Here is a 14,290-nt window from a genome sequence, read left to right on the forward strand (position 1 = left end):
GCGGCCATTTGCCAGTCCAACCTACTCAGGTTTCGCCCAACACCGGAGGTACAAGCGATGCAACGACTGATTCCCGCTCTGGCCATGATGCTGCTCACAGGCAGCGCAATGGCCGCGACCAAACCCTGCGAAGAACTCAAGCAGGAAATCGAAGTGAAGATCCAGGCCAACAACGTGCCCAGCTACACCCTGGAAATCGTCGCCAACGACGAGGTCAAGGATCAGAACATGGTGGTGGGTAGCTGCGACGGCGGCACCAAGAAAATCATCTACCAGCGCAACGACTGACACCCAGCGCCTGTAGGAGCGAGCTCTGCTTGCGAAGCATTTATCTGCATGACAGGTTTCGCGAGCAGAGCTCGCTCCTACACGACCTTCAGCCGATCAAAGCCCTGTGCAATTCTGCCAGCGTCTCGAAGTGATAGGCCGGCGCCTCGCCGAGCAACTCCTCACGGCTGCCGAAACCATAGCCCACCGCCACTGCCTGCAGCCCATTGCTGCGCGCCCCGATCAGATCGTGCTTGCGGTCACCGACCATCAACGCCGACTCGGGCGTCAGCTTTTCCGACGCCAGCAGATGCGCCAGCAGCTCCACCTTGTTGGTGCGCGTGCCATCCAGCTCGCTGCCATAAATGCGCTTGAAATAACGGTCGAAGCCGAAATGCCGAGCGATTTCCTCGGCGAACACCGTCGGCTTGCTGGTGGCGATATACAGCGTGCGCCCCTGCGCCACCAGCGCTTCCAGCAGCCCCTGCACCCCCTCGAACACACGGTTCTCGTACAGGCCGGTCACCCGGAAACGCTCGCGGTAGTGATTGACCGCCTGCCAGCCGGTGGCTTCGTCCAACCCGTAGGTAATCATGAAACACTGCAGCAAGGGTGGACCGATAAAGTGCTCCAGCGCAGTGATATCCGGCTCGTCGATACCCAGCTTGGCCAGGGCGTACTGCACCGAACGGGTGATGCCCTCGCGCGGGTCGGTGAGCGTGCCGTCGAGGTCGAAAAGGATTGTGGAATGCTGCATGGCGAAGACCTGTTGGTAAGCGCAACGGCCCCGCAGGATACCCGCCTTTGCCGCCTGCTTCACCCTCAGGCAGCTTGCGCTCGCCCACGATGACAACAGCCTGGGACGGAGATGGGCGTTATGACTTGGGCAGGCCAGCCCTGCTCACACCCTCTTTTCCAGAGCAGATGAAGCACTGTTCAAAATCAACGAGTTACGAACAAGCCAGAAAAAAGGGTCTACGACGACTCAATCGCGCCAGGCCTTGAGCCACAAGGCCTGGCCAGCTATCGTCTCTACTTCACTGCCGAGTAGGCAGCTTAGAAATCGACCGCTTCGAGTTCCAGGTCTTGAATGGCCTTCACTGCCGAGTAGGCAGCTTAGAAAGTAGGTCGGCGACAGCGGGTCATAGTCCAGGGCTTCACTGCCGAGTAGGCAGCTTAGAAATACCGCGTGCGCGACCGTCGCGGCAAGGGCTCCTTCACTGCCGAGTAGGCAGCTTAGAAATGCCGGCTGCCGGTGGCGCGGGTCAGATCGTCCTTCACTGCCGAGTAGGCAGCTTAGAAATGCGCGCCCTCGAAGACTGGGCCGGCGCCCTGCTTCACTGCCGAGTAGGCAGCTTAGAAATCATGAGGGCGGCGAGGTTGCCGCGCGAGCGGCTTCACTGCCGAGTAGGCAGCTTAGAAAAACTGCGCCCCGAGCTACAAGCCGCTGCTGGCCTTCACTGCCGAGTAGGCAGCTTAGAAATATCAGGTGCGTCATTGCTACAGCAAGACGGCCTTCACTGCCGAGTAGGCAGCTTAGAAATGGGCCAGGCTGCGCAACTGGTGAACTCGTCGCTTCACTGCCGAGTAGGCAGCTTAGAAATAGGAGGCATCCGAAAAGCAGCTTGTCACTGCCTTCACTGCCGAGTAGGCAGCTTAGAAAGGAAGGGGCGACGCATTACATGCCAGGAAGCCCTTCACTGCCGAGTAGGCAGCTTAGAAAATGCTCCTTCCGACCGATACCAGCGGCGGAAACTTCACTGCCGAGTAGGCAGCTTAGAAATCTCAGGTAGGCACCGCTCAGGTCGGCACCGCCTTCACTGCCGAGTAGGCAGCTTAGAAAAGGCCAAAACGCCGCACAGAGCGCCTGCGGCTCTTCACTGCCGAGTAGGCAGCTTAGAAAAGCAGCGCGTCCGTGATGAAATTGACGCATATCTTCACTGCCGAGTAGGCAGCTTAGAAAACCACCCTCAAACATCCGGTCGATCACCCGCGCTTCACTGCCGAGTAGGCAGCTTAGAAATGAAAGGTGAGCCCGCCAAGTCCGAAAGTGCATCTTCACTGCCGAGTAGGCAGCTTAGAAATCTTCGACACGCTTCTCGTAGAAACGGGTGGCCTTCACTGCCGAGTAGGCAGCTTAGAAATCAATCGGCATCGTCTCCAGCAGAACGCGGACCTTCACTGCCGAGTAGGCAGCTTAGAAAAATCTCGCCGCCGGCACGCCGGCTGAACTGGCCTTCACTGCCGAGTAGGCAGCTTAGAAAATCCGAAGGCCGGCGAGCTGATGCCGTTCCTGCTTCACTGCCGAGTAGGCAGCTTAGAAAAATCGCGCCGTCAAAGAGAAAGAGGCGACGATCTTCACTGCCGAGTAGGCAGCTTAGAAAATTCTCGACGTAGTAGAACGCGTCCGGCTGCACTTCACTGCCGAGTAGGCAGCTTAGAAACGCCGATGCGGACGCCGGCATACATGAGCCAGCTTCACTGCCGAGTAGGCAGCTTAGAAATGCGCGAGCGCGTCCAGATGGCCATGGAAGGCCCTTCACTGCCGAGTAGGCAGCTTAGAAAACGTACACCCCGGCCAACCGCTGCCAGGCGGCCTTCACTGCCGAGTAGGCAGCTTAGAAATTCGGGGCTGTCGTCTTCTTCGTCGACTGCGGCTTCACTGCCGAGTAGGCAGCTTAGAAATAGTCCCAATAGACTTGCCCGGTGCCGATGGCTTCACTGCCGAGTAGGCAGCTTAGAAAAGCCAGTCCAGCCCATGCTCTGCGAAGAACGCCTTCACTGCCGAGTAGGCAGCTTAGAAACTGGTCGTTCAAATCGGCTTCAAGGGCGAGCCCTTCACTGCCGAGTAGGCAGAGAAATGGTGTCTGGGCAGCCGTAGATACCGTCTTACCCGTCATCTCGCAATGGCTAGCTGCGGGTCAAAGGGTTTGCCGGATTTGAGTACGCCGTAAGCGATGCAAAGCAGCTTGCGCATGGCCGCGCAGACGATCTGTTTGCCGGCCTTGCCTCGTGCCTTTAGCCGCTTGGCCATCGCTCGGATCGCGGCGTTGTGGGTCAGGGAGACTACTGCTGGCAGGTAAAGCCCTGCACGTAACACTGAAGAGCCCATCCGCGATATGCGCACATGCCCTTTGTGCTTCCCCGAGTCCTGCAGCTTAGGGTTCAAACCTGCAAAAGCCGTAACATCGCGACTGTCACCGAAACGTTGCATGTCGCCCAGCTCTGCCAGCAGCAACGTAGCGGTTCTGTCGGCAATGCCATCGATGCTTTTAAGCAAGTCGCGCTGGCCTCGTAGGTCATCGTTGTCATCGAAGTGCTGCTTGATCGCTTTCAGCGTCTCAGCGATCTGCTGGCGAATATGCTCAAGTACCGACCGAATCGACGCAGCGACTTTGACATCGCTGGTCACGTCCAGACGGTTCTGTTCCATGCGCTCCAACTCCTGAAGATCCTTCAGACGATGATTCAGGGCTTTGAGGCGCTTGATCTCCGGTTGCTCGGGCTTCCAGGCACGCAACTTATGCTGATGCAGATGGCCATAATCGGCAATCAGCTTGGCGTCCACCTTGTCGGTCTTCACGCGCTGCAACTGGCTGCGGGCATAAAGCGCAATCTGCGTCGGATTCAATACGCAGATCTTATAGTCATGCTCGTACAACCATTCAGCCAGCGCTTCGTGATAGATGCCGGTCGCCTCCATCACGATCCAAGCCTGCGGTTCAGCATGCTTGCCCAACCATTGCAGCAGAACTTTAAAGCCCTTCGGGTCGTTGCTCAGCTTGGCCTTGGTGCGATGCTTGCCATTGGCCTGAAGGGTCGCGATGTCGAAGGTGTGCTTGGCGATGTCGATACCCACAACTGTGCTCATCTCCTCCTCCTTTGGGTAGCTGATCGTCACTGCATCCGTCCAACCTTGTTTATGCGAGCTCGAGGCTCTGGATACCGTTCGGACTTACTGGATGAGTGCGGAGGAGCGCAGCGCAATCTACGTTACAGGCTCAAGGCTTCAGGGCGTACTCGGCTTGCAACTCCTCCCCCGATGATCAGTCGGGAACCATAGCCTCACTGAAAGGCTTTGGTCGAGATACAAGGGCGTACTCGCGAAGCAGTACGCCGCCATGAGGTCTGCGGCAGACTGTTCGCTGGCGCTCCTGAGTCCGCCCTACCACTGGTGCTACGAGCGGCCGGCGTACCGGTCGCCCTGCCGCTCATGAATGGGCCATGAGATCGTCAACGAAGCCGCCCCTGCACTTGGCACCTTCTGGCAAAAGCGCTTAACTGCCGGCATTGCCTCAGGAGTCTTTCATGGACGACATCAGCCCCTCCGACCTCAAGACCATCCTCCATTCCAAGCGCGCCAACCTGTACTACCTGCAGCACTGCCGGGTGCTGGTCAATGGCGGGCGGGTGGAGTACGTCACCGATGCTGGCAAGCAGTCGCTGTACTGGAATATCCCCATCGCCAATACCACCACCATCCTGCTCGGCACCGGTACCTCGATCACCCAGGCGGCGATGCGCGAGCTGGCCAAGGCCGGTGTGTTGGTGGGCTTCTGCGGTAGCGGCGGCACGCCGCTGTTCTCGGCCAACGAGATGGACATGGAAGTCGCCTGGTTCTCACCACAGAGCGAATACCGCCCCACGGAATATCTGCAGAAGTGGGTAGGGTTCTGGTTCGATGACGGCAAACGCCTGGAGGCAGCCAAGGCCTTCCAGTTGGCGCGCCTGCAACGCATCCGCCAGGGCTGGCTGAACAGCCGACCACTGAAGGATGCCGGTTTTCAGGTCGATTCCGCCGCTCTGGAAAATGCCCTCGATGCCTCGCAGCGCGCCATCGTCGCCGCGCCGGACAACACCTTCCTGCTCACCGAAGAAGCACGCCTGAGCAAGCAACTGTTCGCCTTGGCCGCCCGCGCCGTCAGCTATGGCGACTTCACCCGCGCCAAGAAGGGCAGTGGCAGCGACCCGGCCAACCGCTTTCTCGATCACGGCAACTACCTGGCCTATGGCCTGGCCGCCAGCGCTACCTGGGTGCTGGGCATCCCCCATGGCCTGGCCGTGCTGCACGGCAAGACGCGCCGTGGCGGCCTGGTGTTCGACGTGGCCGATCTGGTCAAGGACGCGACCATCCTGCCGCAAGCTTTCGTCAGCGCCGTGCGCGGCGACGAGGAACAGGAGTTCCGCCAGGCCTGCATCGAGAACCTCACCCGCAGCGAGTCACTGGACTTCATGATCGACACCCTCAAGGCCGTGGCCGAGCAGGTTGGCGCATGAACGTGTTGCTGATCAGTCAGTGCGACAAACGCGCACTGGTGGAAAGCCGGCGCATCCTCGACCAGTTCGCCGAGCGCCGCGGCGAGCGCACCTGGCAAACGCCGATCACCCAGGCCGGGCTGGATACCCTGCGCAAGCTGTTGAAGAAGAGCGCCAGGCGCAATACCGCCGTGGCCTGCCACTGGATACGCGGCAAGGACCACAGCGAGCTGCTGTGGATAGTCGGCGACGCTAGCCGCTTCAACGAACAGGGCGCGGTACCGACCAATACCACCCGCCGCGACGTGTTGCGCAAGGATGACGAGAACGACTGGCACAGCGCCGAGGACCTTCGTCTGCTCAGCGCCCTGGCCGCGCTGCTGCATGATCTGGGCAAAGCCAGCCTGGCCTTCCAGAACCGCCTCAAACCTGGCGCGCCCATGGAGCGCAACCTGTATCGCCACGAATGGACATCGCTGCGTCTGTTCCAGGCCTTCGTCGGGAATGACGACGATCAGGCCTGGCTGGCACGCCTGGCCAGCCCCAGCGAGCAGGACGACGCCACCTGGCTGAGCCGCCTCCAACGCGATGGCCTCGACCCCAACTGCGACAAGCCCTTTCGTAACTTGCCGCCTCTGGCCGCCGCCCTGGCCTGGCTGGTACTAACCCATCACCGCCTGCCCCTGATGCCCAGCGAGGACGCGCGCCTGGGCAGCAAGATCCGCCACTTACAGCTCGGCATGTTGAAGAACCTGCCAGGAGATATCGACGCCAGCTGGAACGAGCATTGTGCCACCCAGGACAGAGGGCAGATCGAACCTTACTGGCACTTCCCCCACGGCCTGCCCGTGACCACCGAGCGCTGGCGCAAACGGGCCGCCAAGCAGGCCCAACGCCTGCTGGCGCTGCTGCCACGCCGCCCCCAGCGAGACTGGCTGGGCAGCCCTTACCTGATGCACCTGGCACGCCTGAACCTGATGCTCGCCGATCACCACTACTCCAGCCTCACCGGCCCAGGCCGGGTGCAGGGCGAGGCGGGTTATCCGCTGTGGGCCAATACCGAGCGCAAAAGCGGCAGGTTCAATCAGGGACTCGACGAACACCTGCTGGGGGTCGAGGCCAACGCCGGGCTGATCGGCCATCGCCTGACCGACTTCGAGCGCAGCCTGCCACGCCTGGCCCGGCACAAGGGTTTGAAGAAGCGCAGTAGCAACGAACGCTTTCGTTGGCAGGACAAGGCCTTCGACCTGGCTGCCGGCATGCGCGAACAGGCTTCCCGGCACGGCGCCTTCATCGTCAACATGGCCTCCACCGGCTGCGGCAAGACCCTGGGCAATGCACGCATCATGTATGCCCTGAGCGACCCCGAGCGCGGCATGCGCTGTGCCTTCGCTCTGGGCCTACGCAGCCTGACCCTGCAAACCGGGCGCGCCTTCCGCCAACGCCTGCGACTGAACGAGGATGACCTGGCCATTCGCGTCGGTGGCACGGCCAACAGCACCTTGTTCGAGCACCAGCAGGCGCTCGCCGAACGCAGCGGCTCGGCCTCCTGCCAGGCACTGTTCGAGGACGATGGCCATGTGCGCTTCGACGGCAACGCGGACGCCCATCCGTTGCTCAACAAAGTGATCCACGAACCCCAGGTGCGCGCCCTGCTGGTCGCGCCGGTACTGGTCTGCACCATCGACCACCTGATCCCAGCCACCGAGAGCCAGCGCGGCGGGCGACAGATAGCCCCCATGTTGCGCCTGATGAGCGGCGACCTGGTGCTCGACGAGCCGGACGATTTCGATATCGCCGACCTGCCTGCCCTGGCGCGTCTGGTGCATTGGGCCGGGCTGCTGGGCGGCCGCGTGCTGCTGTCCTCGGCCACCCTGCCGCCCGCCCTGATCCAGGGTTTGTTCGAGGCCTATCGTGCCGGGCGTATCGAGTATCAGCGCCACCGTGGCGAACGCCCCGGTGAATTACCAGCCATCGCCTGCGCCTGGATCGACGAACAGCGGCAAAGCCGCCTGGACTGCAGCGACAGCGCCGCGTTCAGCGCTGCCCACCACGACTTTGCCCAACGCCGCCACGCCTGGCTCGCGACGCAGCCCGCGCGCCGTCATGCGCAACTGCTGCCCCTGCGCTTTGCCAGCCAGCGCCCGGAGGAGATTCGCCCGGCCTTCGCCGAACAGCTACTGACCGCCGCCCGCAGACTGCATGAGGCCAACGCCACGACCGACCCGCACAGCGGCAAGCGCGTGAGTTTCGGCCTGGTACGCATGGCCAATATCGAACCGCTGTTCGATGTAGCGCTGGCGCTGTTTCACCTGGGCGCCGCCGAAGGCACTCGTATCCACCTGTGCGTCTATCACTCGCAGTTCCCGTTGCTACTGCGTTCGGCCATCGAACACCGCCTGGATACCACCCTGCAACGAGAAGAGCCGCAAGCGGTTTTCGCCCTGCCGGACATCCGCCAGCGTCTGCTACGCCACGACGAGCCGGATCAGTTGTTCATCGTGCTCGGCTCGCCCGTGACCGAAGTGGGCCGCGACCATGATTACGACTGGGCCCTGGTCGAGCCCTCGTCGATGCGCTCGCTGATCCAGTTGGCCGGGCGCGTGCGCCGCCATCGCCCCGAGCCCTGGAGCGCAACCAATGTGCAGATATTCGACAGCAACCTGCGCCATGCCGAACGGCGCGACCAGCCAGCTTTCTGCAAGCCCGGTTTCGAGACGGAACACCCTTGGCGGCTGAATAGCCATCGTCTGGACAAACTGCTGGAGGCCGAGCAGTACCAGCAGATCGATGCCCGCCCGCGCATCCTCGAACGCCCCGCACCACTGGATGCCAAGAACAACCTGGTCGACCTGGAACACGCTCGCCTGCAAGGCTGGATGCTGCAACCCGCCGAAACCGACCCGACCACGCTGTCTCCTCGCGAACGGCGACGGCAAAGCAGCCAGCCGCGCGAAATGAACGCCCATGACGGCTGGAGCCAGCCGCTGTTGCACCTCACAGCCCTGGCGCAGCAGCAACAGCCCTTTCGCCTCGACACCCAACCCAGGGTCGAGCTGATCCTGCTGCCGAATGAAGACGGCGAGGATTACCAACTGCACCGTATCGACCCCGGCCAGCGCCGCTACGAGCAGATCTACGTGCCGGTGGAAAACAGCCTGCACCAGCGCATCGACGACAGCGAACTGGCCGGCCCGCGCATCAGCCCCTGGGGCACCACCGGCTACATCGAAGCTCTGGCTGAACTGGCGCAGGAGCTGGACATGAGCCTGGAGGGCTGTGCCCAACGCTTCGGCACCGTCAGCCTGCCCGAGAGCGAGCGCGGCTGGCGCTTTCACCCGGCGCTTGGGTTTGCCAAACGCAGGTGAGATTCCCCTACACCCTGCGCGGCGTGTAGCAGGGCTACAGCATCGCGGCCAAAGCCCCTACCACGGCATTTGAAGACCTGTGGGAGAGGCTTTAACCGCGACTCAGTTGGGTAGGAACCCGTGATGTCAGCAGCTAACTATCAATCCGAAAATCCCCATGCAGCGCCCGCCAGTGCTCGCGCAGCGCAGCCTTGTGCGCATCGTGCATGGGGCTGTCGCGCAGGGCTGCCGGCCATCGCTCGCGCGCTTTGCCGATGGCGGCCTTGAGGTTGTAGAGAACCGGTGATTCCGGCAGATCCGCGCGCCTGGCCCAGCGCCGGAAGTGTTCTAGAGATACCTCGTACCACTGCTTGGTCTGCGCCATGTTCAGCGCATAACGCTGCTCGTCCGGGATGTAGGCACGGGTGAAGAGAATGTCGTAGGCCGGCGACAGCACCGGGCTCACGCCATCGGGGTAGAGAATGCTCCAGTTCTTCAGATGCGCGTCGCCATTGCCCAGCAGGATGTTGACCAACAGGCGCACCCCCATCTGCGCCACGTCACGCTGGCCGCTGTAGGTGTTCTGGTAGATCAGCCGGGCGATCTGTTCGTAGCTGGCCTTCTGGTACTTGTCCGCCGCATAGGCGAATAGCACCTGGGCGAAATCCTCGGCGTGCACACGTTGCCCATCCACCCGGTCGAAGCGTCGAATGCCATAGGCGTAGCCCTCGTCGGGCAGCTTGATCTGCGGCAGGCGCTCGATCTTGTCGAGCGCCACCAGGCGAACTTCCGGTATATCCACACCGGCCAGCTCGGCCAGGCGCATGCAGGTGTATTCGTTGAGCGGTACATGACTGTGCACCGTCGATGGCGTCTTGATGATCCAGTCACCAGGCTCTGCCGCATCCCCCAATTGATAACGACCATCGCGCTGGTGCATGGAAAACTTCATCTGCACCCCGGCCAGGGAAAAATGCGCCACACGATCCACGGCATTCACCGCCACTCGGTCGAGCCGTCCGAGATCGCCGAAAGCCACATCGGGAATGGCCTCTGCGGCGATGGGCTCGGCAATCAGCGCCCCCGGCAAGTCACCGCCCAGGTGCACCAACAGCGGGAACTCGTTGTGCTCGTGGATCTTCAGGCGTTGCGCCAGCAACTGGCGCAACGCGCCTTCAGGCAGCAGGTTACTCAGCAACGGATGCAGCTGCATCTTGCTTGCCACGGGGAACAGCTTGCCGGCACGCGCGGCGAAGGTATCCGGGTTGGCCAGCGACAAGGTCAATGCCAAGCGATTGCGATTGGCCACGAACGACGGCGCCAGCGACAGCACCGTGCGGCCATGGGCATAACCGGCAACATACCCAACCAGTTGGCCATGCAGCGTCAGCTTGAGCGCCGATACCTGCTCCCCGGCCATCAGTCATCACCCAGCACTTGCCAGGGGTCTTCGATGGTTTCCTTGATTCCCACCTCTGGCGCTGATGCCGGCGTGCGGTTCATTCCGTAGTTCTGCTGCACCCCGGCGGGGCCGGCCTCCAGCAGTTGCTCGACCTCACGCGCCAACTCCTTGGGGATCAGCATCAGGGTGGCGTCGAGCCCCTCGGCAATCTTGTCCAGCGTGGCCAGGCTGGGGTTACCGTCTTTTTCGATCTTGCCGTACTGCTGGCGATTGAGTCCGGCCCGCAACGGCATATCCGTGCCCTTCAGGCCAAGCTGCAAGCGACGGCGTTTGATCTGGGTCAGCACTTTGCTGCGCATGGGCTCCCTCACTCGCTCTAGCAAAAATGCAGCATAAAAGGCTCTATTAGAGAAAAAGAGCCTTTTATGCTGCAGAAAAGTCTCTTTGAATGTTATGTGCTTCATTAGTAAATGAAGTTTAAAAGCTTCACAAGTCTTTATTTGAAGCATAAATGCTGCTTTCAGAGGCTAATGCAGCATATAAAGATCATTCAAATTGAGTCAGGCGGGCAGCCAAGGCCACAGTGGCAAAACAATGCTACTTTTCGTGTTGCTTCCCAGCACAAGGATTCGTTGCTATGCACAACCCCTCCTCCGGCCGACGACAGGCCATCCGCGACCTGCTTGAACACTTTATCGCCGAACGCCTGGCCACCAAGCTCGAAGGCCTGGCCGAAGAAGACCCCAAACGCGCCACCCTGCTTGCCCAATACGCCCCGGACGTATGGCTGGAAGATGCCGCGCGCCGTGCCGGGCAGATCCAGGCAGTCACCCATACGCTCAAAGCCATTCACCCGGACGCCAAGGGCACCAACCTCTATTGCCTGCCGAACAGCCTGCCCCGGCATGCTCTGGTCGGCAGCCATTGCCTGGGCGACGACTTTGCCGGCGATGTGGTGGGCAACGCTGCCGCGCTGGATGTCTACAAACTGCTCAAGCTGGAGCACGACGGCCAGTCGTTGCTCAGCCTGCTGCTGGCCGATGATGCCGACGCCATTGCCGCGCTGCATGAGGATGGCGAGCAAGCGCAGATCCTGGCAGCAGCCTTTACCGGCATCACCCGCGCCCGCGACGGCCTGGCCTCCCACACCCACGGCAAGCAGTTGTACTGGCTGGTTGGCGAAGATCCGCGCGACGATGAGCAATACCATCTAATCGCCCCGCTATATGCCAGCTCGCTGGCGCATCGGGTCTACCAGCAAATCCAGGCCGACCGCTTCGGCGAGCCTGCCAAGGAAGCGCGCCAAGCTCGCCGCGACAAGCAGTTTCACCCAGGTGTAATTCACGAGTACCCCGACCTGGCCGTACAAAAGCTCGGCGGCACCAAGCCGCAGAACATCTCCCAGCTCAACAGCGAGCGCCGTGGCGATAACTACCTGCTCGCCTCCCTGCCGCCAAGCTGGCAGCAGCGCGAAGTGCGCCTGCCGATCCGTACCCGTGACGGCTCGATCTTCCCTGCCTTCGGCCAGCGCCCGGCAGTGGCCGAACTGGTGCGCCACCTGCGCGATTTCCTGCTCAGCGGCCCGCCACCCAATGTGCATACCCGCAACAGCCGCGATGAACTGCTTACCGAGCTGATCGACGAACTGCTGCTGTATGCAGCCGAACTCTGGGCTTTCGAGCCGGGCTGGTCGGCCAAGCCCGAGTGCAACCTCAACCGCGCCGAGCAACTGTGGCTGGATTTCCGCCGCGCCGAGCACGATGCCATCTTCGCCAGCGAATGGCGGCGCATGGAATGGCTCTTGGAAATCCGCGAGCGCTTCGCCAACTGGCTCAACGCCCGCCTGGTCAGCAAGCTCTCGGTCGGCGATGTGGAAAACAGCTACTGGGCCAAACAGGCTGGCAGCAATGCCCTGTGGCTCGACCTCGACCGGCTGAACCAAGCCTGGGTCGATCAGTTCGAGCGTGAACAACGCGACCTGGAGGCCGAACATGAGTGAACTGCCCACCTCCAACGGCCTGCTGATCGTCCCCCACCTGCGGGTGCAGAACGCCAACGCCATCTCCAGCCCACTGACCTGGGGCTTCCCCGCCATCAGCGCGTTCATTGGCCTGATGCAAGCATTGGAACGCAAGCTCGATGGCCGCTTCGCCCTGATGTTTGACAGTGTCGGGGTGGTCTGCCACAGCCACGAGGCGCAGGTCACTGGGGGCTATCAACGCGCCTTCCGCCTGACCCGCAACCCGGTCAACGAGCGCGGTGAAACCGCCGCCATCGTCGAAGAGGGACGCATCCACCTGGATATCACGCTGATCTTCGGCGTCAGCGGCTATAGCGAAGACGGCCAGCCCGACCCGGTACAGGGCGACTGGCAACAGCGCCAGCAGATTGCCCGCGACATCGCCGAACTGCTGGGCGGCATGCGTATCGCCGGGGGCAGTGTATTCCTCGACCCGCAGCACAAGCCGATGCTGCAGCCCCTGGCCCAGGGCGAGGAACGCAGTGCCCAGTTCCGTCGGTTGCGCCGCCGCTGGTTACCGGGCTTTGCCCTGGTCAGCCGCGACGACCTGCTGCACACCCATCTGCAACATCTGCGTGACGAGAACGCCAGCGCCGACCTGCTCGATGCCTGGCTCGATCTGTCACGCCTGAACCTGCGCGCTCAGGAAGCCCGCCCGGCCAGCGAAACCCAGGCGGCCAAAGTGGAGTGGCGCGCCCAGCGCGTAATGCCCAACGGCTGGCTGGTGCCAATCCCGGTCGGTTATGGCGCCCTCGGCCCGTTGCAGGCCGCCGGCAGCGTAGCCAACGCGCGGGACGGGCAAACCCCGCTGCGCTTCGTCGAAAGCCTCTACTCCATCGGCCAATGGCTCAGCCCTCACCGGCTGCGCGATGTCGATGACCTGCTCTGGTACGCCGACGCTGCCCCCGAGGCCGGCCTGTACCGCTGCCACAACCTTTACAGCCAAACCCTCTGCACTGATGACATGGAGTGACCATCATGACCACCGCCCCTCTGAAAACTGCTTCCGTCCTGGCCTTCGAGCGCAAGCTCGACCCTTCCGATGCGCTGTTTCATGCCGGTGACTGGCAGACGCGCGACAACTGGCAACCGCTCGCCGTGCGGGAAAAATCCGTGCGCGGCACCATCTCCAACCGCCTCAAGGCCAAGGATCAGGATCCGGCCAAGCTCGACGCTGCCATCGAGAACCCCAATCTGCAGACCGTCGATGTCGCGGCCCTGCCCCATGACGCCGACACGCTACGCGTCAGTTTCACCCTGCGCGTGCTCGGCGGCGCTGGCACCCCCTCGGCATGCAACGACGCCGGCTACCGGCAGAAGCTGCTGGACACCGTACAGGGCTACGTCGCCAGCCACGGCTTCGCCGAACTGGCGCGCCGCTATGCACATAACCTGGCCAATGGTCGCTTCCTCTGGCGCAACCGCATCGGCGCCGAACAGGTGGAAGTGCAGATCGCTCATTTGGTGGATGGCAAGGCCACCCAGCAATGGAGCTTCGATGCCCTGAGCCTGTCCCTGCGCAACTTCGACGCCAGCGGCCCGGTGGCCATGGCCCTGGGCGAACTGACCAATCTGATCGCTGCAGGTCTCGGTGGCGAGCGTCACCTGCTGCTGGGCATCACCGCCTATGTGCGCATGGGCGCAGGCCAGGAAGTCTTCCCCTCGCAGGAACTGATCCTCGACCGGGGCAAAGGCGACAAGAGCAAAACCCTGTACAGCGTCAACGGCGTCGCCGGTATGCACTCGCAGAAACTCGGCAATGCCCTGCGCACCATCGACACCTGGTATCCGGACGCAGGCGAACTCGGCCCCATCGCCGTCGAACCCTACGGCTCGGTAACAACCGAAGGTCGCGCCTATCGCCAGCCGAAGGCCAAGGCGGACTTCTACAACCTGCTGGACAACTGGCTGCTCAAGGACAAGGAACCCAGCGTAGGCGACCAGCATTACGTCATGGCCACCCTGATTCGCGGTGGCGTCTTTGGTGAGGCGGGCTAG

Annotated in this window: 10 protein-coding genes and 1 CRISPR repeat array; of the genes, 6 read left to right on the plus strand and 4 right to left on the minus strand. The window is 62.2% G+C overall.

Annotation, left to right across the window (positions count from 1 at the left end):
• The first annotated feature begins 57 nt into the window (after positions 1-57).
• A complete protein-coding gene (locus tag OU800_RS23280; RefSeq protein WP_268179867.1) occupies positions 58-288 on the plus strand; it encodes a DUF1161 domain-containing protein in 231 nt (76 codons plus the stop codon).
• 88 nt (positions 289-376) lie between these two features.
• Here the strand turns inward: OU800_RS23280 and OU800_RS23285 are convergent, their stop codons facing one another.
• Both OU800_RS23285 and OU800_RS23290 read right to left on the minus strand, forming a co-directional pair.
• The gene (locus OU800_RS23285) at positions 377-1,024 is read right to left on the minus strand and encodes an HAD family hydrolase (protein WP_268179869.1); all 648 of its coding nucleotides are present in this window, start codon (positions 1,022-1,024) and stop codon (positions 377-379) included.
• A gap of 278 nt (positions 1,025-1,302) precedes the next feature.
• A CRISPR array of direct repeats spans positions 1,303-3,071; the repeat unit is 28 nt; unit sequence CTTCACTGCCGAGTAGGCAGCTTAGAAA.
• A 92-nt stretch (positions 3,072-3,163) separates the two neighbouring features.
• Positions 3,164-4,138: an IS110 family transposase gene (locus tag OU800_RS23290; protein WP_268179870.1), complete on the minus strand. Its 975-nt coding sequence runs from the start codon at positions 4,136-4,138 to the stop codon at positions 3,164-3,166.
• 437 nt (positions 4,139-4,575) lie between these two features.
• Here OU800_RS23290 and cas1f point away from each other — a divergent pair, with 437 nt between their 5' ends.
• Together cas1f and cas3f are read left to right on the plus strand one after the other, a co-directional pair.
• On the plus strand, positions 4,576-5,544 hold the full coding sequence (cas1f, locus tag OU800_RS23295; protein ID WP_268179872.1) for a type I-F CRISPR-associated endonuclease Cas1f: 969 nt from the start codon (positions 4,576-4,578) through the stop codon (positions 5,542-5,544).
• On the plus strand, positions 5,541-8,891 hold the full coding sequence (cas3f, locus tag OU800_RS23300) for a type I-F CRISPR-associated helicase Cas3f (RefSeq protein WP_268179873.1): 3,351 nt from the start codon (positions 5,541-5,543) through the stop codon (positions 8,889-8,891). Before cas1f ends, cas3f begins: the two co-directional genes overlap by 4 nt.
• Positions 8,892-9,024: 133 nt before the next feature.
• On the opposite strand, the gene OU800_RS23305 is transcribed toward cas3f, so the two are convergent.
• Positions 9,025-10,290, minus strand: coding sequence for a type II toxin-antitoxin system HipA family toxin (locus tag OU800_RS23305; protein ID WP_268179874.1), 1,266 nt, complete (start codon positions 10,288-10,290; stop codon positions 9,025-9,027).
• Positions 10,290-10,631, minus strand: coding sequence for a helix-turn-helix transcriptional regulator (locus tag OU800_RS23310; protein WP_268179876.1), 342 nt, complete (start codon positions 10,629-10,631; stop codon positions 10,290-10,292). The genes OU800_RS23305 and OU800_RS23310 overlap by 1 nt, the downstream gene beginning before the upstream one ends.
• 278 nt (positions 10,632-10,909) lie before the next feature.
• Between OU800_RS23310 and csy1 the strand changes: the two genes are divergently transcribed.
• The 3 genes from csy1 to csy3 are packed head-to-tail and all read left to right on the plus strand — an operon-like array spanning position 10,910 to position 14,290.
• Positions 10,910-12,271, plus strand: a complete 1,362-nt coding sequence (gene csy1 / locus OU800_RS23315; protein ID WP_268179878.1) for a type I-F CRISPR-associated protein Csy1 — start codon at positions 10,910-10,912, stop codon at positions 12,269-12,271.
• A complete protein-coding gene (gene csy2 / locus OU800_RS23320) occupies positions 12,264-13,265 on the plus strand; it encodes a type I-F CRISPR-associated protein Csy2 (RefSeq protein WP_268179879.1) in 1,002 nt (333 codons plus the stop codon). Before csy1 ends, csy2 begins: the two co-directional genes overlap by 8 nt.
• A 5-nt stretch (positions 13,266-13,270) precedes the next feature.
• Positions 13,271-14,290, plus strand: a complete 1,020-nt coding sequence (csy3, locus tag OU800_RS23325; protein ID WP_268179881.1) for a type I-F CRISPR-associated protein Csy3 — start codon at positions 13,271-13,273, stop codon at positions 14,288-14,290.

It is taken from the genome of Pseudomonas sp. GOM7 (assembly GCF_026723825.1).
In the GTDB taxonomy this organism is placed as follows: domain Bacteria; phylum Pseudomonadota; class Gammaproteobacteria; order Pseudomonadales; family Pseudomonadaceae; genus Aquipseudomonas.

Coding starts and splice junctions, on each gene's coding strand:
- csy3 (WP_268179881.1), top strand. CDS start 13,271: ATGACCACCGCCCCTCTGAAAACTGCTTCCGTCCTGGCCTTCGAGCGC.
- csy1 (WP_268179878.1), top strand. CDS start 10,910: ATGCACAACCCCTCCTCCGGCCGACGACAGGCCATCCGCGACCTGCTT.
- cas1f (WP_268179872.1), top strand. CDS start 4,576: ATGGACGACATCAGCCCCTCCGACCTCAAGACCATCCTCCATTCCAAG.
- csy2 (WP_268179879.1), top strand. CDS start 12,264: ATGAGTGAACTGCCCACCTCCAACGGCCTGCTGATCGTCCCCCACCTG.
- cas3f (WP_268179873.1), top strand. CDS start 5,541: ATGAACGTGTTGCTGATCAGTCAGTGCGACAAACGCGCACTGGTGGAA.
- OU800_RS23310 (WP_268179876.1), bottom strand. CDS start 10,631: ATGCGCAGCAAAGTGCTGACCCAGATCAAACGCCGTCGCTTGCAGCTT.
- OU800_RS23285 (WP_268179869.1), bottom strand. CDS start 1,024: ATGCAGCATTCCACAATCCTTTTCGACCTCGACGGCACGCTCACCGAC.
- OU800_RS23280 (WP_268179867.1), top strand. CDS start 58: ATGCAACGACTGATTCCCGCTCTGGCCATGATGCTGCTCACAGGCAGC.
- OU800_RS23290 (WP_268179870.1), bottom strand. CDS start 4,138: ATGAGCACAGTTGTGGGTATCGACATCGCCAAGCACACCTTCGACATC.
- OU800_RS23305 (WP_268179874.1), bottom strand. CDS start 10,290: ATGGCCGGGGAGCAGGTATCGGCGCTCAAGCTGACGCTGCATGGCCAA.